22 protein-coding genes and 1 pseudogene are annotated in these 22,228 nt (G+C 60.5%); 8 read left to right on the top strand and 15 right to left on the bottom strand.

What is annotated here, in order from left to right:
- Positions 1 to 191, bottom strand: a pseudogene (locus QDY28_RS24625) (IS5/IS1182 family transposase); the annotation flags it as partial.
- A 99-nt stretch (positions 192 to 290) separates the two neighbouring features.
- A complete protein-coding gene (gene rplS / locus QDY28_RS24620; RefSeq protein WP_331384109.1) occupies positions 291 to 830 on the bottom strand; it encodes a 50S ribosomal protein L19 in 540 nt (179 codons plus the stop codon).
- A 373-nt stretch (positions 831 to 1,203) separates the two neighbouring features.
- Between rplS and QDY28_RS24615 the strand changes: the two genes are divergently transcribed.
- Entirely contained in the window at positions 1,204 to 2,658 is a 1,455-nt protein-coding gene (locus QDY28_RS24615) for an NCS1 family nucleobase:cation symporter-1 (RefSeq protein ID WP_331384108.1), read from the top strand.
- A gap of 176 nt (positions 2,659 to 2,834) precedes the next feature.
- Here QDY28_RS24615 and QDY28_RS24610 read toward each other — a convergent pair whose 3' ends face one another.
- The 6 genes from QDY28_RS24610 to ffh form a co-directional block, all read right to left on the bottom strand.
- A complete protein-coding gene (locus tag QDY28_RS24610) occupies positions 2,835 to 3,482 on the bottom strand; it encodes a VOC family protein (RefSeq protein WP_331384107.1) in 648 nt (215 codons plus the stop codon).
- 191 nt (positions 3,483 to 3,673) lie between these two features.
- Positions 3,674 to 4,366 carry a tRNA (guanosine(37)-N1)-methyltransferase TrmD gene (trmD, locus tag QDY28_RS24605; RefSeq protein ID WP_331384106.1) on the bottom strand — a complete coding sequence of 231 codons (693 nt, stop codon included), beginning with the start codon at positions 4,364 to 4,366 and terminating at the stop codon, positions 3,674 to 3,676.
- A gap of 7 nt (positions 4,367 to 4,373) precedes the next feature.
- On the bottom strand, positions 4,374 to 4,946 hold the full coding sequence (gene rimM / locus QDY28_RS24600; RefSeq protein ID WP_331384105.1) for a ribosome maturation factor RimM: 573 nt from the start codon (positions 4,944 to 4,946) through the stop codon (positions 4,374 to 4,376).
- Positions 4,947 to 5,068: 122 nt separating this feature from the next.
- On the bottom strand, positions 5,069 to 5,428 hold the full coding sequence (gene rpsP / locus QDY28_RS24595; RefSeq protein WP_331384104.1) for a 30S ribosomal protein S16: 360 nt from the start codon (positions 5,426 to 5,428) through the stop codon (positions 5,069 to 5,071).
- A gap of 115 nt (positions 5,429 to 5,543) precedes the next feature.
- Positions 5,544 to 5,846: a chorismate mutase gene (locus QDY28_RS24590; protein WP_028751355.1), complete on the bottom strand. Its 303-nt coding sequence runs from the start codon at positions 5,844 to 5,846 to the stop codon at positions 5,544 to 5,546.
- An 18-nt stretch (positions 5,847 to 5,864) separates the two neighbouring features.
- On the bottom strand, positions 5,865 to 7,454 hold the full coding sequence (gene ffh, locus QDY28_RS24585; RefSeq protein WP_331384103.1) for a signal recognition particle protein: 1,590 nt from the start codon (positions 7,452 to 7,454) through the stop codon (positions 5,865 to 5,867).
- A gap of 325 nt (positions 7,455 to 7,779) precedes the next feature.
- On the opposite strand from ffh, the gene QDY28_RS24580 reads away from it, so the two are divergent.
- Positions 7,780 to 8,799 (top strand): MBL fold metallo-hydrolase, encoded by a 1,020-nt coding sequence (locus tag QDY28_RS24580; protein WP_331384102.1) that lies wholly within the window; start codon positions 7,780 to 7,782, stop codon positions 8,797 to 8,799.
- Positions 8,800 to 8,874: 75 nt separating this feature from the next.
- Here the strand turns inward: QDY28_RS24580 and QDY28_RS24575 are convergent, their stop codons facing one another.
- Positions 8,875 to 9,186 (bottom strand): hypothetical protein, encoded by a 312-nt coding sequence (locus tag QDY28_RS24575; protein WP_331384101.1) that lies wholly within the window; start codon positions 9,184 to 9,186, stop codon positions 8,875 to 8,877.
- Between the two features lie 99 nt (positions 9,187 to 9,285).
- Positions 9,286 to 10,386 (bottom strand): porin, encoded by a 1,101-nt coding sequence (locus QDY28_RS24570; RefSeq protein WP_331384100.1) that lies wholly within the window; start codon positions 10,384 to 10,386, stop codon positions 9,286 to 9,288.
- Positions 10,387 to 10,786: 400 nt separating this feature from the next.
- On the opposite strand from QDY28_RS24570, the gene dapF reads away from it, so the two are divergent.
- The 5 genes from dapF to QDY28_RS24545 are packed head-to-tail and all read left to right on the top strand — an operon-like array spanning position 10,787 to position 15,783.
- Positions 10,787 to 11,692: a diaminopimelate epimerase gene (gene dapF / locus QDY28_RS24565; RefSeq protein WP_331384112.1), complete on the top strand. Its 906-nt coding sequence runs from the start codon at positions 10,787 to 10,789 to the stop codon at positions 11,690 to 11,692.
- Positions 11,689 to 12,963 carry a tRNA (N(6)-L-threonylcarbamoyladenosine(37)-C(2))-methylthiotransferase MtaB gene (mtaB, locus tag QDY28_RS24560; protein ID WP_331384099.1) on the top strand — a complete coding sequence of 425 codons (1,275 nt, stop codon included), beginning with the start codon at positions 11,689 to 11,691 and terminating at the stop codon, positions 12,961 to 12,963. The genes dapF and mtaB overlap by 4 nt, the downstream gene beginning before the upstream one ends.
- 23 nt (positions 12,964 to 12,986) lie before the next feature.
- On the top strand, positions 12,987 to 14,462 hold the full coding sequence (gene ftsY / locus QDY28_RS24555) for a signal recognition particle-docking protein FtsY (RefSeq protein WP_331384098.1): 1,476 nt from the start codon (positions 12,987 to 12,989) through the stop codon (positions 14,460 to 14,462).
- 56 nt (positions 14,463 to 14,518) lie between these two features.
- A complete protein-coding gene (locus QDY28_RS24550) occupies positions 14,519 to 15,196 on the top strand; it encodes a septation protein A (protein ID WP_331384111.1) in 678 nt (225 codons plus the stop codon).
- Entirely contained in the window at positions 15,193 to 15,783 is a 591-nt protein-coding gene (locus QDY28_RS24545) for a DUF2585 domain-containing protein (protein WP_331384097.1), read from the top strand. Before QDY28_RS24550 ends, QDY28_RS24545 begins: the two co-directional genes overlap by 4 nt.
- 169 nt (positions 15,784 to 15,952) lie before the next feature.
- Here the strand turns inward: QDY28_RS24545 and QDY28_RS24540 are convergent, their stop codons facing one another.
- From QDY28_RS24540 to ccmA, 5 genes are all read right to left on the bottom strand, one after another.
- Positions 15,953 to 16,564 (bottom strand): DsbE family thiol:disulfide interchange protein, encoded by a 612-nt coding sequence (locus QDY28_RS24540; RefSeq protein ID WP_331384096.1) that lies wholly within the window; start codon positions 16,562 to 16,564, stop codon positions 15,953 to 15,955.
- Positions 16,561 to 16,734, bottom strand: a complete 174-nt coding sequence (gene ccmD / locus QDY28_RS24535) for a heme exporter protein CcmD (protein WP_331384095.1) — start codon at positions 16,732 to 16,734, stop codon at positions 16,561 to 16,563. The genes QDY28_RS24540 and ccmD overlap by 4 nt, the downstream gene beginning before the upstream one ends.
- A gap of 1 nt (position 16,735) precedes the next feature.
- The gene (locus QDY28_RS24530) at positions 16,736 to 17,497 is read right to left on the bottom strand and encodes a heme ABC transporter permease (protein ID WP_331384094.1); all 762 of its coding nucleotides are present in this window, start codon (positions 17,495 to 17,497) and stop codon (positions 16,736 to 16,738) included.
- 58 nt (positions 17,498 to 17,555) lie between these two features.
- A complete protein-coding gene (gene ccmB, locus QDY28_RS24525) occupies positions 17,556 to 18,215 on the bottom strand; it encodes a heme exporter protein CcmB (protein ID WP_331384093.1) in 660 nt (219 codons plus the stop codon).
- 328 nt (positions 18,216 to 18,543) lie between these two features.
- Positions 18,544 to 19,191 (bottom strand): heme ABC exporter ATP-binding protein CcmA, encoded by a 648-nt coding sequence (gene ccmA, locus QDY28_RS24520; RefSeq protein WP_331384092.1) that lies wholly within the window; start codon positions 19,189 to 19,191, stop codon positions 18,544 to 18,546.
- A gap of 263 nt (positions 19,192 to 19,454) precedes the next feature.
- Between ccmA and acnA the strand changes: the two genes are divergently transcribed.
- Positions 19,455 to 22,145, top strand: coding sequence for an aconitate hydratase AcnA (gene acnA, locus QDY28_RS24515; protein WP_331384091.1), 2,691 nt, complete (start codon positions 19,455 to 19,457; stop codon positions 22,143 to 22,145).
- The last annotated feature ends 83 nt before the right edge of the window (positions 22,146 to 22,228 follow it).

The following is a 22,228-nucleotide window of genomic DNA, read 5'->3' as shown; positions in this document are numbered from 1 at the left end:
GCCTTGAACATCAGCGTCGGATCAAGTGGAGGACGGCCGTTGTCGGGGCAGTAAAGCCCGGCAACACGATCATGGATGAAAGAAAAGTCGATCACCGCATCAATCTTGCGAAGCAAGTGATCCTTCGGAACCAGCTGATCGAGTGTTACCATCTCGAGCGCCGTCTGTTCAGCAGCAGGTTTCTTCAACATGTCCCTATGAATCACAAACCCCTGGACGAAGCCAGGGGTTTGTCAGCAGTCTGAGGCGGCCCGAAGGCCGCCTTAATCTCTGCAATCCGAGGGGAAAGCTTATTCTGCTGCCGATTCCGCGGCGGCTGCAGCGGCCTCGGCTGCTGCCTTTGCTTCGGCGGCTTCTGCTGCTGCCTTTTCGGCTGCGAGAGCCTGAGCCGCGGCAACCTTTTCAGCCTCGACGCGAGCCTTTTCATCGGCAACGGCCTGGCGCTCGGAATCGTTGAGCTTGCGGGCGCGGGTACCGGTGTTTTCGACGATACGGGCTGCCTTACCGCGCAGGTCGCGCAGGTAGTAGAGCTTGGCGCGACGGACCTTACCGCGGCGAACGACTTCGACGCTTTCGATCATCGGTGAATAGACCGGGAATACGCGCTCGACGCCTTCGCCGTAGGAGATCTTGCGGACGGTGAAGTTTTCCTGCAGGCCACCGCCGGAGCGGGCGATGCAGACGCCTTCATAGGCCTGAACGCGGGTACGGTTGCCTTCCGTGACCTTCACGTTGACGCGGACGGTATCGCCAGCCGAGAACTCGGGAAGGGTACGCTTGGCCTCGATCTTGGCGGCCTGTTCGGCTTCCAACTGCTGAATGATGTTCATGTTATCAACCTCTTTGTTGGTTCAACAGCCAGAGCGCCCTGAACGATCTATCTTTGGTCGGACCTTTAGGTCTCGCCTTGGATATATGCCCGCAAAGGCAGGAGCGAATACGTCTGCTTTTCTTTGGTGGTTGATGGGAAATTTCCCATGCCGGGCGCGCACATATCCTATTGTTGCGGCTTTGTCACCCCTTATGGACCAATTTCATGAGCGAGACGTCGCTTTTGAGGGACGTGCTCCGTCCGCTGGCTAAAAAATAAGCCGATATCCGAAGCGTTTAAATAATTGTCAAAATTCACGTCGTGCGGCACACTTCTTTCGTTAGGGGAACTGATAAAAAGTTTCGCCAGGGGAACTGAGAAAAGGGACAGTCATGACAGTGAATAATCCATCGCCCTCGCTTTACAACGAGGATCTGGCACCAGCCGAAGAGCGGAAATGGGGAGCTTTCAGCATTTTCAACGTCTGGACCTCAGACGTCCATAGCCTGTGGGGCTACTATCTCGCTGCCAGTCTTTTTCTGCTCTGCGGCAGCTTCATCAACTTTGTTATCGCCATCGGCATCGGGTCGCTGGTGATCTTCTTCTTCATGAGCCTGGTAGGCAATGCCGGCGTCAAGACTGGCGTGCCCTTCCCGGTGCTGGCGCGTGCTTCGTTCGGTACATTCGGCGCCAATCTACCGGCGCTGGTCCGCGCCGTCGTCGCCTGCTTCTGGTATGGCGCGCAGACGGCGGCTGCCTCGGGTGCGATCGTTGCACTGCTGACGCGCAACGACAGCATTCTTGCCTTCCATCAGAACAGCCATTTGCTCGGCCATTCCACGCTGGAAATCATCTGCTATATCATCGTATGGGCCTTGCAGTTGCTGATCATTCAGCACGGCATGGAGACGGTGCGCAGGTTCCAGGACTGGGCCGGTCCGGCCGTCTGGGTGATGATGCTTTTTCTCGCCGTCTATCTGGTGGTGAAGTCCGGCACTTTCTCCTTCGGCGCCGAAATTCCGCGGGATGTGCTGCTCGACAAGACCAAGGATGCCGGCGTGCCGGGTGAGCCGGGCAGCTTTGCCGCGCTCGCCGCAGTCGCCGCGACCTGGATCACCTATTTCGCGGCGCTCTATTTGAACTTCTGCGATTTCTCACGTTATGCCAAGGATACGAAAACTCTGCGCACGGGCAATCTTTGGGGTCTGCCGATCAACCTGCTGGCATTCTGCCTCGTTGCGGGCGTAACGACGACGGCAGCATTTGCCGTTTACGGCGAAGTACTGCTGCATCCGGAAGCGATCTCGGCAAAATTCGATAGTTGGTTCCTGGCATTGCTGGCGGCGCTCACCTTCGCGGTGGCAACGCTCGGCATCAACGTCGTGGCGAATTTCGTCTCGCCGGCCTTCGACTTCGCCAATGTCTTCCCGAAGCACATCAGCTTCAAGCGCGGCGGCTATATCGCGGCGTTGATCGCGCTGGTGCTTTATCCGTTCGCGCCATGGGAGACGGGTGCCGCACATTTCGTCAACTTCATCGGTTCCACCATGGGCCCGATCTTCGGCATCATGATGGTGGACTACTATCTGATCCGCAAAGGTCAGCTCAACGTCGAGGCGCTCTATCAGGAGAAAGGCGAGTTCGAGTTCCAGAGCGGTTGGCACGTCAACGCCTTGATCGCTTTCGTCATCGGCGGCCTGTTCTCGTCGATCCTGCCGACCTTCACCAGCATTCTGCCGGATTGGTGGGGGACCTACGGCTGGTTCTTCGGCGTCGCCATCGGCGGAGGTGTCTATTACGTGCTCAGGATGCGCGGCGTGCCGGCTGCCGCCGCTTTGCAAAAGTAATATTGCGCCCGGCTTCGGTCGGGCCTTTCTGCCAGGAAGCTTCGATCCGCCACGCCTGACGTGGCGGATCGATGAAATCCAGCGGGCGTTCTTTCGTCCGCTTTATCGTCCCTGCTTCTGTCATTTAGCAACGGCGCCGTCGTCCTGGGCAAAGTCCCACGACTCGTCGTCGCAACTCAGGACGGCAGTCGCCTGCCGGCTTGCTCGCTGACCATGTATTCGGCGTACCAATTCGGCCAATCCTCATCGCGCTGACCGATCCGCTTCTCGTGCTCGCCATGGGCCATCTCGGCGCGGCGGAGCGCGCTTGCGAGCTCGGTCGGCGAGGTGAATGTCGTGGCGTTGGCGTCCACGCGTCCGGGCAGTCTCGCCGTGATTTCCTGCAATAGCCAGCCGTTGCCATCCGGATCATTGAACGAGGCGAAGGAACGGTAGCTGCGATGATCGGGATCCCGACCGCTGACCCGGAGCCGTCCGAACAAATAGGGTTCGTCCGTGCCGGCATAAACGCCACCGGCATCGTGGAACACTTCGCTAATCTCGGCGCCACGGGCAAGCAGTTCCTTGCGGGCGGCTTCGATATCGGAGACGATCAGGTACAGACCCTTTGCCGAGCCGGGTGCCGCCGCGGTGACGTTCTTGCCGAAGATGACAGAGCAGCCGGAGCCCGGCGGCGTAAACTGGATGACTCGGAAGCTGCCATCGTCGGCGGCGAAATCGGCGTCGAGCCTCCAACCCAGCCCGTCATAAAAGCGCTTGGCACGATCGACATCTGACACAGGGATGACGACAATCTCGAACTTCATGTCAAACATATTGCTCATGTTCAGCTCCTTAGGTTTGGAATGCCTTGAGAGGAATGACACATGTTCAAATTCAAGCAGGCGGATGATAGTGAGGGGGCGCGGTCCAATCAATTACCCCGAGGTATTAGCGAGGAACGCACCGCTTTTGATTGGGTGAAATTGCGATAGAACGATGAGGTCGGTTCGACATTCTCATCGCCTGCGATCGGCTATTTCTCATGCGTTTGAGCAAGCAAGTCCGGCCGGCGTTCCTTCGTCAGTTTTTCCGCCTCTTGCCTCTGCCATTTGGCGATGGCGCCATGATTGCCTGATGTCAGTACCGCCGGAATCTCGTGCCCCTCCCAGACCTGCGGCCGCGTGTATTGTGGGTGCTCCAGCAGGCCGCCTTCGAAACTTTCGTGCAGGCCGGAAAGATCATTGCCCATGACGCCGGGCAAAATGCGGACGATGGCATCGAGAAGGATCAGGGCGGCCGGCTCACCGCCGGAGAGAATGTAATCGCCGATCGAGACCTCTTCGAGATTGCGCCCATCGATCACCCGCTGGTCGACGCCCTCGAAACGGCCGCAGACGATGATGACGCCGTCGCCGGCGGCGAGTTCCCGAACGCGCTTCTGGGTCAGCGGTTTTCCGCGCGGGCTCATCAATAGGCGGGGGCGATTGTCGTTTTCGCTGGCGTGGTCGATGGCGCGGGCAAGCACGTCCGGTTTCAGCACCATGCCGGCGCCGCCACCGGCTGGCGTGTCGTCGACCGTCCGGTGCTTGTCGGTCGTAAAATCGCGGATCTGCACCGTGTCTAGCGACCACTGCCCGCGTTCCATCGCCTTGCCGGCAAGCGAGACGCCGAGGTGGCCCGGAAACATCTCGGGGTATAGCGTCAGGATGGTTGCCCGGAAACTCATGGCCGGGTCATTTCTTTGTTTTGCCGGAGCGCTTCGGTGGCTTGCCCGGGAAATCGTCTGGGTTGTCGACCAAGCCTGCGGCCATCGGGTCGATCAGGATCTTGCCGCCTTCAAGATCGATTTCCAGCACGGCGGCTTCGGAGAAGGGGATGAGCACCGGGCGTTTGCCGGGGCCCTTCAGCTCCAGGAGGTCGCCGGCGCCGAAATCGTAGATGCCGCTGACCGTGCCATAGCCGGTGCCCTTGTCATCGACGGCTTCCAGGCCTTCGAGATCGGCATAAAAGAACTCGTCGTCCTCCAGCTCGTCGTCGGGCAGGTTATCACGCTCGATATAGAGCTCCAGCCCGTTCAGCGCCTCGGCGGCATTGCGGTCGTTGACGCCGCGAAAGCGGACGATCACCACGTTCTTGGCTTCACGGATTTCCAGTACCTCGAAGGTGCGGCCGTCGAGGCTGTGCAGATGACCGTAATCGCCGAGCGCTGTGGGATCGGAGGTAAATGCGCGGGCGCGCACTTCGCCTCTCAGGCCCTGCGCGGCGCCGATGGTGGCCATCAATACCGGGTTTTCAAGTTTCGTCATTGTCCTGCGCCGACTGCCAGAGGATCGATTGCGTTCTCTCATAAGATGAACGCTCGCCGATGGGAACAAAAAACGGGCGGCATGTCGCCATGCCACCCGTTTCAAATAGGCGTTGCGGCTGATTATTCAGCAGCAGCGGCGGCGTCAGCAGCCTTCTGTGCCTTTTCAGCAGCGCGTTCCTGAGCGCGCTTGCCCGGCTTTGCCTTTTCCGGGTTGTTCTTGGCTTCGCGCGTAGCAATGCCGGCTTCGGCGAGGAAGCGCAGAACGCGATCGGTCGGCTGGGCGCCGTGGTCGAGCCAATGCTTGATGCGCTCGGCCTTGAGTTCAACGCGCTTGGCGTCGTCCTTGGCAAGCATCGGGTTCCAGGAGCCGAGGGTCTCCAGGAAACGGCCGTCGCGGGGCGAACGGGCGTCGGCCAGGACGACGTGATAGTACGGGCGCTTCTTGGAGCCACCGCGGGCGAGACGAATTTTCAGTGCCATGTCTTTACTCCTTAGGCTTTTCTTGACCGCTTCGTTTGGGCGGTATGGTTACTTCGCGCTGCTGCTTTTATGTGTCGCATGATCTCTTCCGAAAACCGCTTCACACGTTTCGGGATCACGCTTTGAGATCAGCAGCGATCTGTTCGTGATGCCGGATGACTTCCTTGATGACGAAGTTCAGGAACTTCTCGGCGAAATCCGGGTCCAGATTTGCATCCTTTGCCAGGCGGCGCAGGCGTTCGATCTGGTATTCCTCGCGCGCCGGATCGGCCGGCGGCAGATTGTATTTGGCCTTCAGCACGCCGACTTCTTTGGTGCAGCGGAAGCGTTCGGCCAGCATGTGCACCAGTGCGGCATCGATATTGTCGATCGACTGGCGGTAGTTGCCCAATTGGGCTTTGACGTCTGGATCAATCATGGGGGTCCGCGATCCTTCTCACTTCTTCTTCGGCAAACCGGGCAATCCCGGGAAACCACCGCCGAGGCCGGGGAGCTTAGCGCCGCCGAGACCCGGCAAACCACCGCCGCCGCCAAGACCCGGCAATCCGCCCGGCATGCCGCCGGGACGGCCGAGGCCGGCGGCTTCGGCCTGCTTCTGCAGGGCTTCCAACTGCTTGGGATCGATGTTCGACAGATCGGGCATGCCGCCCATTCCACCCATGCCGCCGCCGAGGCCCATCTTGCCGGCAAGGCCGCCCATGAGCTGCTTCATCATGCCGCCTTTGCCCTTGCCGCCCATCATCTTCATCATGTCCGCCATCTGGCGGTGCATCTTCAGAAGCTTGTTGATGTCGGCGGCATCGGTGCCGGAGCCGCTAGCGATGCGCTTCTTGCGCGAATGCTTCAAAAGGTCCGGATTGGCGCGCTCGGCCTTGGTCATCGACGAGATGATGGCGAGCTGGCGGCCGAACAGCTTGTCGTTGAGCCCTGCGGCAGCCATCTTGTCCTTCATGCCGGCCATGCCGGGCATCAGGCCCATGATGCCGCCCATGCCGCCCATCTTCTGCATCTGCCTGAGCTGATCGGCGAGATCGTTCAGGTCGAACTTGCCCTTGGCCATCTTGGCGGCCATGGCAGCGGCCTTCTCGGCGTCGATGTTCTCGGCGGCCTTTTCGACGAGCGAGACGATATCGCCCATGCCAAGGATGCGGTCGGCGATACGGCGAGGGTGAAACTCCTCGAGCTCGCCCATCTTTTCGCCGACACCGATCAGCTTGATCGGCTTGCCGGTGACGGCGCGCATCGAAAGGGCGGCACCGCCGCGGCCGTCGCCGTCCATGCGGGTCAGCACGAGGCCGGTGATGCCGACGCGCTCGTCGAAATTGCGGGCGAGATTGACGGCGTCCTGACCGGTCAAGCTATCGGCGACCAGCAGGATTTCATGCGGATTGGACTTCTTCTTGATGTCCGCCATCTCGACCATGAGCGGCTCGTCGATATGCGTCCGGCCGGCGGTGTCGAGGATGACGATGTCATGGCCGCCGAGCTTGGCGGCCTGCACGGCGCGAGCGGCAATATCGGTCGGCGATTGGCCGGCGATGATCGGCAGCGTATCGACGCCCGTCTGGACGCCGAGCTGGCGCAACTGCTCCTGCGCGGCCGGACGGCGTGTGTCGAGCGAGGCCATCAGCACCTTCTTGCGGTCGCGGCTCGTCATGCGGCTGGCGATCTTCGCCGTGGTGGTCGTCTTACCAGAACCCTGCAGACCAACCATCATGACGACGACCGGGGCTGGCGCGTTGAGGTCGATGCCGACGCCTTCGCCGCCGAGCATTTCGATCAGCTCGTCATGGACGATCTTGACGACCATCTGGCCGGGCTTGATCGACTTCAGGATTTCGGCGCCGACGGCCTTTTCACGGACGCGGTCGGTGAAGGAGCGTACGACATCCAGAGCCACGTCGGCTTCAAGAAGCGCGCGGCGAACCTCGCGAAGTGCTGCGGAAACATCGGCTTCCGAAAGCGCGCCGCGGCCTGTCAGTCCATTCAGAATGGAACCAAGACGGTCCTGGAGGTTTTCAAACATCGGTTCTTCCTTATCGATCGCTTGGGATTGGCTTTGCGCAACTTGCGCGGTTCCTCGCCCGAAAACGTCGTGCTTTTCCATGACGAAAACAAGACGCAAAGCCAAAAAGCACCCGAGGGCGCATCGCGCTGTCGGGTGTGGACCTCCGGGATCTCTTTATACCTTAACGGGTCCCGGTCGGTGGCTCGGAGGCTTGTGCTCGTCGCAGATTGGCGGGGATAAACAGGAAACGGCTGGGAAAGTCAAGCCAAGAGGGCGGAAAGGCTTTCAAAAGCCTGATGTTTACCCCACATCTGCGCCAACAGAAAAATCCAACGGCGCATTCATGACAGATAGATCCGGCTCCCGGAAGACATCGAACCCCTATTATCAAGGTCCAATTTCCGATCACTTCGACGGGCTACGCTTCTTCAACCCAGACGGCGTGGAACCGGGTGGTTTTCGGGACCTGTTGAAATGGCAACTCGGCGGCGGGCGGGCGCGTTGGCCGCGTCCGGTCGTCAGCCTGTTTCCGCCGGCGAAGCCCGACAGCCGTGTTTTCGGCGACGCATTGCGGGTGACGATGGTTGGCCATGCCACGATGCTGATCCAGGCGGCCGGTCTCAATATATTGACCGATCCGGTGTGGTCGGACCGCGTGAGCCCTTTCACCTTCATCGGGCCCAAGCGGGCGGTTCCGCCCGGCATCCGCTTCGAAGACTTGCCGCCGATCGATCTCGTGTTGGTCTCGCACAATCACTATGACCATCTCGACCTCGCGACGCTGAAGCGATTGCACGAGACGCATGCGCCGAAAATCCTCACGCCGCTCGGCAATGATGCCATTATCCGCCGCGGGGCGCCCGACGCGCGGATCGCGACGATGGATTGGGGCGATCGCATCAGCGTCACCGACAAGGTGGTCGTCGACGCCGAGCCCTGCCATCACTGGTCGGCGCGTGGCACCGGCGATCGCCGCATGGCGCTCTGGGCCGCTTTCGTCATCACGACTCCCGCCGGCAAGATCTACCATATCGGCGACACCGGCTTTCATGGCGGCTTGAATTATGAGGCGGCGCGGCAAAAGCATGGTGGCTTCCGCCTCGCCATCCTGCCTTTCGGCGCCTATGAGCCGCGCTGGTTCATGAAGGGCCAGCATCAGAATCCGGAAGAAGCGGTCAAGGGCATGAAGCTCTGCAATGCCGCTCACGTCGCCGGCCACCATTTCGCGACCTTCCAGCTCACCGACGAGGCGATCGATGCGCCGGTCAAGGCGCTGGATGCGGCGCTGCGGGAGGAAGGCGTGGAGGCGGATCGCTTCAGGCCGCTGAGGGCAGGGGAAGTCTTCGACGTACCGGTTGTCTGAGCGTTTCAGCTTTCATGGAAACGCTGAAACGCTCTATCTCTTTATTTTCCGCAATTCCGGACGGAAACGGATACGCTAGTGGTTCTTATTCGGACCTTTTCCGGTGGTGAAATTGCAGGTCTTCATTTTGCATTTCGGATCGTCGCTGGTGGGAACGCTGGCGCTGGCCATCGCTCCTTGTCCGAGGCAGGACATCGAATTCGATACGTAACGATTGTACATCATAAGGCCCGGATGGCTTGACGGATATTGCAGCACCACAGTGCCTTCCTGCGCCATTTTATCGCGGACCGACGAACAGGTCATCGATTTGGAATTATACATGGGTCCGGCGATCGCGTTGGTGCAAACCATTCCCATTGCCGCGAGCATGATGATCTTCTTCATGGGTTTTCCTTTAGTCGTTCCGACATCTCGAATGAAAGACCCAACGGGGAGGCGCGGACCTGTCATTCTTCGTGGGTGTTCAGGCAAATGCGGTAGGCATTAGAACGTGCGCTCAAAACGAAGGATGCCGGAGAAGGTGTCATCGCCCGGCAGGTCGTAATGAACGTATGTGACTTCCGGCTCTATGAGCAGGTTCTTGACGGGGTTGAACTTCACGTTCGTCGTTGCTTCGAAGATCTTCGAGTCGGTGTAGGCGAGCTGCAGGTTCCACTTCAGCTTTTCGTTGATCGGAACGCCAACACCGCCCCAAAGCGCCCAGTCGCCCCAGCCGCAATCTGCGCCGTGAACAACGCCGTCAGACGTGGTGCATGCGGAGACGTTCTGGTTCGAACCGGCATACTGGTTCAGCTTGTCGCCATCGGTGTTCCAGCCGCCCATCAAGAAGGCCGAGAAGGCGCCGAAGTCAGTGTCCACACGGGCCTTGATGGCGCCTTCTTCGACGATGGAGTCATAACCGCCGACAATGCGGAACTGCCAAGCGCCAGCCTTGTAGCCAGCACCGGCAACGACGTTCGGAGCATAGTGGTCAGCCTCGGACAACTGCCAGGCGCCGCCATAAGCGGTGCTGGTGGTGCCGGAGTTGCTGTCTTCCAGCGAGATGACCGCCGTAAAGCCGTTGCCGGCGTCGTAGTTGTAGGTCAACTGGTTGAGTTCGTACGGGCCGTCATAGATCACGTCGTCCTGAATGACGTCGCCGGCATATCCCATGAACAGGTTGTATTGCGAGTCAAGCTTGCCAACGCTGAAGCCGCCAAGGTTGATATAGGCCCATAGCAGGTTCGTACCGGTGGAGCCGCCGTCATTCCAGTCCCAACGAACGATGGTTTCGGTCTTCAGCGGGCCGTATTCGGTGTCGGTTGCCGTGTTGACGTTCAATTCTGCGCGGGTATGCCATTTCGTGCCGAAGTTGCTGTCGCGATTGTAGGGATCCTTCCACTGACCCTCGGTGCGAACCTTGCCGCCGATCCTAAGGCAGGTTTCGGTGCCCGGAATGAAGAAGTAGCCTGCACCGAATGCGTCGCAGATGCGAACGTATTCGAGCGGCTCCGGTTCAGCGGCAACGATGGCGTCGGCTGCGTGAGCGCTGGATACTGCTGCGAGCGCAGCAGCGGAGCCGAGAAGAAGGCCCTTAATATGCATTGTGACTTCCCTCTTGATATGGATTTGAGCGGCATTCGAAGCAGAAGAGCTCGTTCGACATTCAAGATTTCGTTCGCTTACCCGAAGCGTCGCGGCTCTGATGCGGCCGCGAATGCACCACGATTTTCCCTCGGCAACGCCGCCATGATACTTGATGTATATGTCAGTAATATACGAATTTAAGTTGCTGAGTTGCCACGCTTAAAGCCAGGGCCATCGTTCTGAAATGTAACCGGGGCTCCAATGGTGAGCGGCCCGTAAGACTGGCCACGCAGGGCACATTCTGCGTCTCTCAATGAGGAGGCCCGCGGCGTCGCAATCCGCCCCCCTGATCATGGCACTGGTAATTCCCATGCGTTTCCGCCATATACATCGCGATACAGAGACGGACTGGCACACCATGAGCAACACGGTCGAATTCGCGCGGATGAACGGGCTTGGCAACAAGATCCTGGTTGTCGACATGCGTGGCCGCAAAGACGTGGTGACAGCGGCTGCAGCGATTGCGCTGAATGCAGATCCGGCCACGGAATTCGATCAGATCATGGCGATCCACGATCCGAAGGCAGAGGGTACCGACGCCTGGATCGATATTCTGAATTCCGACGGCACCAAGGCGCAGGCCTGCGGCAACGGCACGCGCTGCGTCGTGCAGGCGCTTGCCGCCGAGACCGGCAAGAAGATGTTCACCTTCCAGACCGTCGCCGGCATTCTGAATGCCGTCGAGCACGAGGACGGCACGATTTCGGTCGATATGGGCAAGCCGATCTTCGCGTGGGACAAGATCCCGCTCGCGGAGGAGTTTGCCGATACGCGCCGCATCGAGCTGCAGATCGGGCCGATCGACAATCCTGTCTTGCATTCGCCTTCGGCCATGTCGATGGGCAATCCGCATGCGGTCTTCTGGGTCGACAAGGATCCGATGTCCTACGATCTCGCCCGCTTCGGGCCGCTGCTCGAAAACCATCCGATGTTTCCCGAGCGTGCCAATATCACCTTGGCGCAGGTGCTTTCGCCGACCATGCTGCGCACGTGCACTTGGGAGCGTGGCGCGGGGCTGACGCTGGCCTGCGGTTCGGCCGCCTGTTCAGCCGCCGTCAGCGCGGCGCGCACGGGTCGGACCGGCCGCAAGGTGACGATCGACGTCGCCTCTGCCCCTGCCTCGGGCCAGCTCACCATAGAGTGGCGGGAAAGCGACGATCATGTCGTCATGACCGGTCCGGCGGAATGGGAATGGTCAGGCTCCGTCGATCCCGTGACGGGTCGCTGGACGCGCGATCAGGAGCAGGGAGCTCAGGCGCAGTGAGCGGGGTCGAGGTCATCACCTTCGGCTGCCGTCTCAACACCTATGAGTCAGAAGTGATGCGGGCCGAGGCCGAGAAAGCCGGGCTCAACAACGCCATCCTAGTCAATACCTGCGCCGTCACCGGCGAGGCGGTGCGCCAAGCGCGCCAGGCGATCCGCCGCGCACGGCGCGACAATCCCCATGCCCGCATTATCGTCACCGGCTGCGCCGCGCAGACGGAAAAACAGACTTTCGCCGAAATGGCCGAAGTGGATGCCGTGCTCGGCAATGAGGAGAAGCTGGCGAGCGCTTCCTATCGTTCCCTGCCGGATTTCGGCGTTTCGGCCGAAGAGAAGCTGCGCGTCAACGACATCATGAGCGTGCGGGCAACCGCGCCGCAGATGATCAGGCATATTGACGGGCATGTACGCGCCTTTATCCAGGTACAGAATGGCTGCGACCACCGCTGCACCTTCTGCATCATTCCCTATGGCCGCGGCAATTCCCGTTCCGTGCCGATGGGCGCGGTGGTGAGCCAGGCGCGCAATCTCGTCGAAAGCGGTTATCGCGAGATCGTCTTGACCGGCGTCGATGCCACCAGCTACGGCGCCGACCTGCCCGGTCAGCCGACGCTGGGCCTTCTGGCGAAGACGCTGCTGAAACAGATTTCTGAGATCCGCCGCTTGCGGCTTTCCTCGATCGACAGCATCGAGGCCGATCAACATCTGATGGACCTGATCGCCGACGAGCCGCGCTTCATGCCGCATTTGCATCTGTCGCTGCAGCATGGCGACGACATGATCCTGAAGCGGATGAAGCGGCGACATTTGCGCGCCGATGCCGTTCGTTTCATAGCGGATGCTCGCCGTCTGCGGCCGGAAATGAGTTTTGGCGCCGATATGATCGCCGGTTTTCCGACCGAAACGGAAGCGATGTTCGAAAACGCCGTCAGCCTGGCGGAAGAGGTTGGCATTGCGCATCTGCATGTCTTTCCCTATAGCCCGCGTCCCGGCACGCCGGCCGCGCGGATGCCGCAACTCGACCGGGCGCTGGTCAAGGAACGCGCTGGCCGCCTGCGCTCGACTGGACAAAAGCTGCATCAGTCCCATCTCGACTCCATGGTCGGCACGCGGCAATGGCTGCTCGTGGAAAATAACGGGCTGGCGCATACGGAAAACTTCACGCTTGTCGCAGCCCCAAGCCTCAGACCGCGCGACCTTGTGCAGGTGGCGATCACCGGCCACAATGGCAAGCATCTCGACATGCAACTTGCGGCCGCCGACGCGGCCTGATCCTACTCGCTCACGGAATTTTCATGGCGCTCAATTTCATCAAAAAAGTCTTCACCTTCGGCCGCGAAAAGCCGACGGAAGAGCAGGCGCCGGGTGTTGAAACGTCCGTTCCGGAGCAAGTGGCGCCTATCGCGGAACGTTCTATTAACTCCGAGTTTGCCGAGCCGGCGTCACCCCCCTCTGTCCCTTCGGGACATCTCCCCCTCAAGGGGGGAGATCGTTTGGAGAGTGATGCGCCTTCGGAACCAGAAGGGCAGGTAGAAGACATTCGCGCTGCGTTGAATGCTCAGGTGATCGAGGCTGAGAAAGCTGCTACGGCAGAGCATCCTGTGGCGAGCGAAGTTGGTGATGAACCTGATGAGACCGCCTCCGAAACGATCTCCCTTGTGGGGGAGATGTCCGCCAGGACAGAGGGGGGTGAGAAAGCCTCGGCCGACGCGGAACTTTCGTCGGAAATCACCGAAGCTCCTGCAGACTCCGAGCCTTCATCCGAAACCCCTGCCGACGCTCCTATCCTTCCCAAAGGCTTCATCACTGCCTCCAGCATTCCCGAGCCGGCACCTGAAGCCCCGAGGCAAAGGCAGACCTGGTTCCAGCGCCTGCGCGCCGGCCTGGCGCGCACCTCATCGCAGCTCACCGGCCAGATCACGGCGCTTTTCACCAAGCGCAAGCTTGACGATCAGACGCTGCAGGATTTGGAAGACCTGCTGATCCAGGCCGATCTTGGCGTCGAGACCGCGATGCGGGTCACCGATACGCTGGCCTCGGAACGCTACGGCAAGGATGTGACCGGCGAGGATGTCAGCCGGATCATGGCGCAGGAAATCGCCAAGGTGCTGAAGCCGGTTGCCAAGCCGTTGCAGCTCGATCTCAGTCACAAGCCGCATGTCATCCTCATAGTCGGCGTCAACGGCACCGGCAAGACGACGACGATCGGCAAGCTGGCGGCGAAATTGTCCGGCGCGGGCCTGAAGGTCATGGTGGCCGCCGGCGATACCTTCCGCGCCGCTGCCATCGAGCAGTTGAAGATCTGGGCCGACCGCACCAAGTCGGAATTCATCGGCACCAAGCTCGGCGCCGATGCCGCCGGCCTTGCTTTCGATGCCTTTCAGCAGGCCAAGGCCAATAAGAGTGACGTGCTGATCATCGACACCGCCGGGCGGCTGCAGAACAAGGCGGAGCTGATGGCGGAGTTGGAAAAGATTGTCCGGGTTCTCGGCAAGCTCGATCCGGATGCGCCGCACACCGTCCTGCAGACGCTGGATGCGACCACTGGCCAGAATGCGCTCAATCAGGTGGAAATCTTCCGCAATGTCGCGGGCGTCAACGGTCTGATCATGACCAAGCTCGACGGCACGGCACGGGGCGGCATCCTGGTGGCCATCTCGGCCAAGCACAAGCTGCCGGTCTATTTCATCGGCGTCGGCGAAGGTGTAGACGATCTCGAGCCCTTCGAGGCTGAGGATTTTGCCCAGGCCATTGCCGGGATCGGTCAATGAACGACAAGATGAAATTCGATGACAATGCCCAGTCCCATGACCATGAAAGTGCCGCGATGACGACCAGCGACAGTGATCTCACCCCAAGTGCTGCCGACAAGCATCATCCGCTGCTGAAGCTGGTGCTGGAGCTCGGGCCGCTGCTGGTCTTCTATTTCGGCAATCTGCGCGGCGAATGGCTGGCGCAGCATTTTCCGCAACTGGCGGCGCTCGGCGGACCTCTCTTCGTTGCCACCGGCCTCTTCATGGCTGCAACGGTGATCTCGCTCGTCGTCTCGAAAGTCATGCTCGGCCACCTGCCGCTAATGCCTTTCATCTCCGGCATCGTCGTCGTCACTTTCGGCGCGCTCGGCATCTATCTGCAGAATGAGACCTTCATCAAGATGAAGCCGACCATCATCAACGCCCTTCTCGGCGTGGTGCTGCTCGGCGGGCTTGCCTTTGGCAGATCGCTGCTCGGCTATGTCTTCAACGCTGCCTTCCAGTTGGATAGCGACGGCTGGCGCAAGCTCACCATGCGCTGGGGCGTCTTCTTTCTGTTTCTCGCCGTGCTCAACGAAATCGTCTGGCGCGGGTCGAACTGGTATTACCTGCCCGATGCCAAAGCCGCGGATAATCTCTGGGTGCTGTTCAAGGTCTGGGGTACGACGCCGATCACCATCATCTTCACCCTGTCGCAGATGCCGCTGATCATGAAGCATACGGTCAATCCGCCGGCGGAAACCGAAGAATGACGGCGCTGGCTGACGCCGAAAATCGCTACCGGCAGCAGAGCTTCTGGTTGATTGCCTGTGCTGTGGTTCTGCTCGTCCAGATCGTCGCGGAATATATGATGGGCCGGGTGCCGATCTGCACCTGCGGCTATGTCAAGCTCTTCGAGCCCGTCGTCAATTCCAGCGGCAATTCGCAGCATCTCGCCGACTGGTATACGCCGTCGCATATCATTCACGGTTTCCTGTTCTTTGGGCTGACGCATCTCGCCATGCGCCGCAAGCCGCTGTCGATGCGCTTGTTCGTTGCTATGCTGATCGAATCCGGCTGGGAGCTGCTTGAGAATTCGCCGATCATCATCAACCGCTACCGCGCAGCAACGATCTCGCTCGATTATGTCGGCGACAGCATCTTGAATTCCGCGATGGACGCGGTGTTCATGGTCGGCGGCTTCCTGTTCGCATGGCGTGCGCCGGTCGCGCTGACCGTCGTGATCGCCATCTTCTTCGAGCTGCTCACCGGCTGGCTGATCCGCGACAATCTCACGCTGAACATCATCATGCTGGTCTGGCCGATCGAGGCGATCAAGACCTGGCAGGGCGGGCTTTAACCCTCGCCCCATCGGGGAGAGGGTGGCGCCCCTGAGTTTATCGAAGGCGCCGGGTGAGGGGGCGTTACTGGCAGATTGCCTTTCGCTTGCCGCTCAACGCCCTCGTCGCTTCGCTACTCGGCCCCCTCATCCGCCCTTCGGGCACCTTCTCCCCGAGGGGAGAAGGTATTCAAGACGCCGGCTTGGCCAGGGCCCTTTCGATCGCCGGATACAGCCCTTCCTTCAGGCTGGTCGCGGTAAAAGGCCCGACCTGTTTGTAGAGGATCGTACCGTCGGGGGAAACGAGATAGGATTCGGGGATGCCGTAGACGCCCCAGTCGATGGCCGCCGAACCATTCGGATCGACACCGATGGCACTATAGGGATTGCCGAGTTCGCCGAGGAAACGCAGGGCGTTTTCGCCCGTGTCCTTATAGTTGATGGCGACGATGTTCAGTCGTCCGTCCTTGGCGAGTTGTTTCAGGACCGGATGTTCCTCGCGGCAGGGGAGGCACCAGGAGGCGAAGACGTTGACGAGCGTCAGCTTGCCCTTGATGGCATTGTCTGTCAGCGCCGGCAGGTTGGAGCCGCCGAGCGGAGCGAGCGCCAATGTCGGGGCTTTTGTGCCGATCAGGGCAGAGGGGATGGCGGAAATATCGGTGCCGTGGACTTCCTGATCATACATCACCTTGCCGACGGCAAGGGCAATGCAGGCAAAGACGATCAGCGGAATGAGCGCCAGCAGATAGCGGCCGGTGCCCGCCGATTTCGGCTTGTTGCCTTCTTCGGTTCCCAAGCTCATTTCGCCTTGCCTTCCGGCGTGCGCTGCGACCGGCGGCGGATTCCGGAGGCTTCGAGTGCGGCGATTTCCTTGCGGCGCAGACGCCCGTCGATCCAGGTCCAGGCGATAACGGCGATGATCATGGCGGCGGTAAAACCATAGGAGCCGTAGACATAGAAGGGATGCGTCATGCTATTCCTCCCGGGCGGCCATGCGCGCGGCGATACGGCGCTGCGCGGCGATACGGCGACGCCAGATCTCGTTGCGGATCGCCATCAGATGCAGCGTGAAGAATAGCAGCGTGAAGGCAAGCGCCATAGTGAAGAGCGGCCACAGGAATTGCGCATCGATGGTCGGGCCGCCCACGCGCATAATGCTTTCGGACTGGTGTAGCGTGTTCCACCAATCGACCGAGAACTTGATGATCGGAATGTTGATGAAACCGACAAGGATCAGCACGGCGCTGACCCGCGCTGCCTTCGACGGATCGTCCATGGCGCGGTTCAGCGCGATCAACCCGAGATACATCAGGAAAAGGATAAAGACCGAAGTGAGCCGGGCATCCCAGACCCAATAGGTGCCCCACATCGGCTTGCCCCAGAGCGAGCCGGTCACGAGGGCAACCAGGGTAAAGGCGGCGCCGAGCGGCGCGGCAGCCTTGGCGGCGACATCGGCGAGCGGATGGCGCCAGACCAGCGTGCCGATCGCCGACATGCTCATGATCGTATAGCACATCATCGACAGCCAGGCGGCCGGCACGTGGATATACATGATGCGGACGGTATCGCCCTGTTGGTAGTCGCCCTCGGTCGAGAAGGCGAGATAGAGGCCGATCGCGAAGAGCACGGCCGATATGGCCGCCAGCCAGGGAATAAGACGCGCCGAAAGCGCCAGGAACCGTGTCGGGTTGGCGAGGTCGGAAAATCGGCTGATCGCAGGACTGATATCGCTCATTTTTCCTGTTTAAACTGATATCGCTTATACGGCAATCGACCCCAGCATTTCCGGGCGATCAATCCGTCGTGTTGCGCAAGGCAAGAGCCGCCGCCGCAGGCCCGAGCACGGCAAAGAATAAGGTCAGGGCCATCAGGATCAGGAAAGGTGGCAGGAAGGGCTGAGGACCTTGGACGGCGGCATAGGTGGCGCTGACGCCGAAGATCAGCACGGGAATGGTCAGCGGCAGCACCAGGATCGACACGAGCAGCCCGCCACGCGGCAAGGCGACGGCAACGGCGGCGCCGACCGCGCCGATGAAGGTGATCGCCGGCGAGCCGACGAGCAAAGTCAGCGCTGTCGCGCCGATCGCCATCTCGTTCATGTTCATGAAGAGGCCGAGCAATGGCGAGGCGATGACCAGCGGCAGGCCGGTCGCCGTCCAGTGCGCGGCGCATTTGGTGAGCACGGTCAGCACGAGCGGCGTTTCCTGCATGACCAGCAGATCGAGCGATCCGTCATCGCGTTCGGCCTGAAACAGGCGATCGAGGCCGAGCAAGGCGGACAGCAGCGCGCCGATCCAGACGATGGCCGGGCCGATACGCGACAAGAGCTTCAGGTCGGGGCCGACGCCAAAGGGAATGACGGCGACGACGGTGAGAAAGAAGAGGATGCCGATGAGCGCGCCGCCACCGGCGCGGACCGAAAGTCGGAGGTCGCGGAGGAAGAGGGCGGTCATGGGTGATGGCTTTCCGGGAACGTCGCGAGATTGCCTTTCGCAGTGCTCAAGGCGCGAGAAGCTTTGGCTTCTCGCCACCCCCCTCTGTCATTTCGTGACATCTCCCCCACAAGGGGGGAGATTGGTAACCTGCGGCTCGGCTCCCTCCAGGTAATCGCTTCCCGAATTCGCAGAGCATTTTGAAGTTGAGCGAGGTGAGAGGTTGCCGCTCGTGATCTCCCCCCTTGTGGGGGAGATGCCCCGAAGGGGTAGAGGGGGGTCGCTCGGAGCGTCAGCGATGAGCGTCTTGAGCGAGGCGAAAGACAATCTTTGCTTATATGCGGAGCTATCATCCCCAAACCCCCGCACTCACTCCAGCAAACCCGGTCATCCGCATTTCCCGCGCATTCGAAAGACCCAGCGGCTGATGGGTCGCCGCCAATACGATGCCTCCGGACCTCTGATGGGCTGTGATCAGATCCGCAAGCAGCCGATCCGCCGCCGCGTCCAGCGCTGCCGTCGGTTCATCGAGGATCCAGATCGGGCGATGGGCGACCAGCAGTTTGGCGAAGGCGATGCGGCGTTGCTGGCCGGCGGAGAGATAGCCGAAGGGCAGGTGGGTAATGCCGGCAAGGCCGACAGCTTCGGCCGCTTCGTCGACATCCAGACCGAAGCCGCCTGCCATGTCGCCGAGAAAGGTTTTCCAGAAGGCCAGATTTTCGGCCACGCTGAGTTCGGATTTCATCGCATTGCGATGGCCGAGATAGTGACTGACCTCGCATGGCGGGCGGTCTGATTCGCCCTCGGAATCGATGAAAACGACGCGGCCCTTTTCCTGCTTTAGCAGGCCCGCAACAACACGCAGAAGCGTCGATTTTCCCGAGCCGTTGCGGCCGGTCAAAATGAGGGCCTCACCATTGCCCAAGCTAAAGGAAACATTCGTGAAAATCAGGTCTTCGCCCCGCCTTGCCGCCAGGTTTTCAGCGCTTAGATGCATCCGCTCAGGCTTTCCCCGTTTTCGTTGCCGCAGCGCGCAAAAAATTGTCCAAATTTGCGCTTTGTCACTCTGGCAAGTCTTTACGAAATTATCTATAAGACCCGCAACCACGCCAGCGGTCGGCGTGAATTTCATCCTTGCGCCGAACATAAGGTTTTCTGCCTTACGTGCGGACAGCGGAAATGGCCGTACCCGCATCCTGATGTGCATAAAGTGCATAGGCGTTCGCACGACTGTGTTGGCTATCAGAAACGGGGTCTCTCGTGTCTAAATCTCTTGACAGTTTCAATTGTCGTTCCACGCTGACCGTGAACGGGAAAGACTATGTCTATTTCAGCCTGCCCAAGGCTGAAGCCAATGGTCTGCCCGGTGTGTCCAAATTGCCTTATTCCATGAAGGTATTGCTGGAAAACCTGCTGCGCTTCGAGGATGGGCAGTCGGTCACCAAGGACCATATCGTTGCGATCGCCGAATGGCTGACCAACAAGGGCACCGTCGAGAACGAAATCGCCTATCGCCCGGCGCGCGTGCTGATGCAGGACTTCACCGGCGTTCCGGCCGTGGTCGATCTCGCTGCCATGCGCGACGCGATGGTGTCGCTCGGCGGCGATCCGGAAAAGATCAATCCGCTGGTTCCCGTCGACCTCGTCATCGACCACTCGGTTATCGTCGACGAATTCGGCACGCCGCAAGCCTTCGCCAAGAACGTCGAGCTGGAATATCAGCGCAACGGCGAGCGCTACCGCTTCCTGAAATGGGGCCAGCAGGCATTCAAGAACTTCCGCGTCGTTCCCCCCGGCACCGGCATCTGTCACCAGGTCAACCTCGAATATCTCGGCCAGACCGTCTGGACGAAGGAAGAAGACGGCGAAACCATCGCCTATCCGGACACCTGCGTCGGTACAGACTCGCACACGACCATGATCAACGGTCTCGGCGTTCTCGGCTGGGGCGTTGGCGGTATCGAAGCTGAAGCTGCCATGCTCGGCCAGCCGGTCTCCATGCTGCTGCCCGAAGTCATCGGCTTCAAGCTGACCGGCAAGCTCAAGGAAGGCGTCACCGCGACCGACCTCGTGCTGACGGTCGTGCAGATGCTGCGCAAGAAGGGCGTCGTTTCGAAGTTCGTCGAATTCTTCGGTCCCGGCCTCGACAACATGCCGCTCGCCGACCGCGCCACCATCGGCAACATGGGTCCGGAATACGGTGCGACCTGCGGCTTCTTCCCGGTCGACAAGGAAACGTTGAACTATCTCAACATGTCCGGCCGTGCGAAGGACCGTATTGCTCTCGTCGAAGCCTATTCGAAGGCTCAGGGCATGTGGCGCGAAGGCGACGGTTCCGATCTCGTATTCACCGACACGCTGGAACTCGACCTCAACGACGTCGTGCCGTCGATGGCTGGCCCGAAGCGCCCGGAAGGCCGCATTGCGCTGGAAAACATCGCTTCCGGTTTCGCGACCTCGATGGACACCGAATACAAGAAGCCCGGCCAGCTTTCGAACCGTTATGCTGTCGAAGGCACGGATTTCGATCTCGGCCATGGCGACGTCGCCATCGCCGCCATCACCTCCTGCACCAACACCTCGAACCCATCGGTGCTGATCGCTGCCGGCCTGCTCGCCCGCAACGCCGTTGCCAAGGGCCTGAAGACCAAGCCCTGGGTCAAGACCTCGCTGGCGCCTGGATCGCAGGTTGTTGGCGAATATCTCGCCAAGTCTGGCTTGCAGGCCGATCTCGATAAACTCGGCTTCAACTTGGTCGGCTTCGGCTGCACCACCTGCATCGGCAATTCCGGCCCGCTGCCGGCGCCGATCTCGAAGACGATCAACGACAAGGGCCTTATCGTTTCCGGCGTTCTCTCCGGCAACCGCAACTTCGAAGGCCGTATCTCGCCGGACGTCCAGGCAAACTACCTTGCTTCCCCGCCGCTCGTCGTCGCTTATGCGCTCGCCGGCACGGTGCAGATGGATCTGACGAAGGAGCCGATCGGCGAGGACCAGAACGGCAAGCCGGTCTTCCTCAAGGACATCTGGCCGACCTCGCAGGAAGTGCAGGAATTCATCCTGAAATACGTCACCCGCGAACTTTATGAAACCAAGTACGCCGACGTCTTCAAGGGCGATGCCAACTGGCAGGCCGTGCAGGTTCCTCCGGGCCAGACCTATGCCTGGGACGACAACTCGACCTATGTGCAGAATCCGCCTTACTTCGTCGGCATGGGCAAGACCGGCGCCGGCGTTTCCGACATCAAGGGCGCTCGCGTTCTCGGCCTCTTCGGCGACAAGATCACCACCGACCACATTTCCCCGGCCGGTTCGATCAAGGCTGCTTCACCAGCCGGTTCCTATCTGATCGGCCATGGCGTCGGCGTTGCCGACTTCAACCAGTACGGCACGCGCCGCGGCAATCATGAGGTCATGATGCGCGGCACCTTCGCCAACATCCGCATCCGCAACCACATGCTCGGACCGAACGGCAAGGAAGGTGGCTACACCATCCATTATCCGTCCAAGGAAGAGACGTCGATCTACGATGCGGCCATGCAGTACAAGGCTGAGGGCGTTCCGCTCGTGATCTTCGCCGGCGTCGAATACGGCAACGGTTCGTCGCGCGACTGGGCTGCCAAGGGCACGAACCTGCTCGGCGTACGCGCCGTGATCGCCCAGTCCTTCGAGCGTATCCACCGCTCGAACCTGGTCGGCATGGGCGTTATCCCCTTCGTCTTCGAGGACGGCACCACCTGGGCAAGCCTCGCCCTGAAGGGCGACGAGCTAGTCACGATCGAAGGCCTGGAACATATCAAGCCGCGTGAACGCAAGATCGCCAAGATCACCTATGGCGACGGCACGGTGAAGGACGTTCCGATCATCTGCCGCATCGATACGCTGGATGAGGTGACCTACGTCAACAACGGCGGCATCCTGCAGACCGTTCTGCGCGATCTCGCGGCCTGATTGGCATTGAAATGACTTATACACGCCGCCGGAGCACAGCTCTCCGGCGGTGTCTTGTTTTTCACGCCGATGTGTACGACGCT

This window comes from Rhizobium sp. BR 362, assembly GCF_036528765.1.
Classification (GTDB): Bacteria; Pseudomonadota; Alphaproteobacteria; order Rhizobiales; family Rhizobiaceae; genus Rhizobium.
Note: the sequence above shows the minus strand (reverse complement) of the source record. Positions and strands in the feature narration are given on the sequence as shown.

Bases quoted from the DNA above. Each gene is read 5' to 3' on its own strand.
- ccmD (WP_331384095.1), bottom strand. From the start codon at position 16,734: ATGACGCATCCCTTCTATGTCTACGGCTCCTATGGTTTTACCGCCGCC.
- QDY28_RS24545 (WP_331384097.1), top strand. From the start codon at position 15,193: ATGACGGCGCTGGCTGACGCCGAAAATCGCTACCGGCAGCAGAGCTTC.
- ftsY (WP_331384098.1), top strand. From the start codon at position 12,987: ATGGCGCTCAATTTCATCAAAAAAGTCTTCACCTTCGGCCGCGAAAAG.
- QDY28_RS24580 (WP_331384102.1), top strand. From the start codon at position 7,780: ATGACAGATAGATCCGGCTCCCGGAAGACATCGAACCCCTATTATCAA.
- rimM (WP_331384105.1), bottom strand. From the start codon at position 4,946: ATGACGAAACTTGAAAACCCGGTATTGATGGCCACCATCGGCGCCGCG.
- QDY28_RS24570 (WP_331384100.1), bottom strand. From the start codon at position 10,386: ATGCATATTAAGGGCCTTCTTCTCGGCTCCGCTGCTGCGCTCGCAGCA.
- rplS (WP_331384109.1), bottom strand. From the start codon at position 830: ATGAACATCATTCAGCAGTTGGAAGCCGAACAGGCCGCCAAGATCGAG.
- rpsP (WP_331384104.1), bottom strand. From the start codon at position 5,428: ATGGCACTGAAAATTCGTCTCGCCCGCGGTGGCTCCAAGAAGCGCCCG.
- QDY28_RS24610 (WP_331384107.1), bottom strand. From the start codon at position 3,482: ATGAGCAATATGTTTGACATGAAGTTCGAGATTGTCGTCATCCCTGTG.
- trmD (WP_331384106.1), bottom strand. From the start codon at position 4,366: ATGAGTTTCCGGGCAACCATCCTGACGCTATACCCCGAGATGTTTCCG.
- ccmA (WP_331384092.1), bottom strand. From the start codon at position 19,191: ATGCATCTAAGCGCTGAAAACCTGGCGGCAAGGCGGGGCGAAGACCTG.
- ffh (WP_331384103.1), bottom strand. From the start codon at position 7,454: ATGTTTGAAAACCTCCAGGACCGTCTTGGTTCCATTCTGAATGGACTG.
- QDY28_RS24550 (WP_331384111.1), top strand. From the start codon at position 14,519: ATGACGACCAGCGACAGTGATCTCACCCCAAGTGCTGCCGACAAGCAT.
- dapF (WP_331384112.1), top strand. From the start codon at position 10,787: ATGAGCAACACGGTCGAATTCGCGCGGATGAACGGGCTTGGCAACAAG.
- QDY28_RS24540 (WP_331384096.1), bottom strand. From the start codon at position 16,564: ATGAGCTTGGGAACCGAAGAAGGCAACAAGCCGAAATCGGCGGGCACC.
- QDY28_RS24575 (WP_331384101.1), bottom strand. From the start codon at position 9,186: ATGAAGAAGATCATCATGCTCGCGGCAATGGGAATGGTTTGCACCAAC.
- ccmB (WP_331384093.1), bottom strand. From the start codon at position 18,215: ATGACCGCCCTCTTCCTCCGCGACCTCCGACTTTCGGTCCGCGCCGGT.
- QDY28_RS24530 (WP_331384094.1), bottom strand. From the start codon at position 17,497: ATGAGCGATATCAGTCCTGCGATCAGCCGATTTTCCGACCTCGCCAAC.
- QDY28_RS24615 (WP_331384108.1), top strand. From the start codon at position 1,204: ATGACAGTGAATAATCCATCGCCCTCGCTTTACAACGAGGATCTGGCA.
- QDY28_RS24590 (WP_028751355.1), bottom strand. From the start codon at position 5,846: ATGATTGATCCAGACGTCAAAGCCCAATTGGGCAACTACCGCCAGTCG.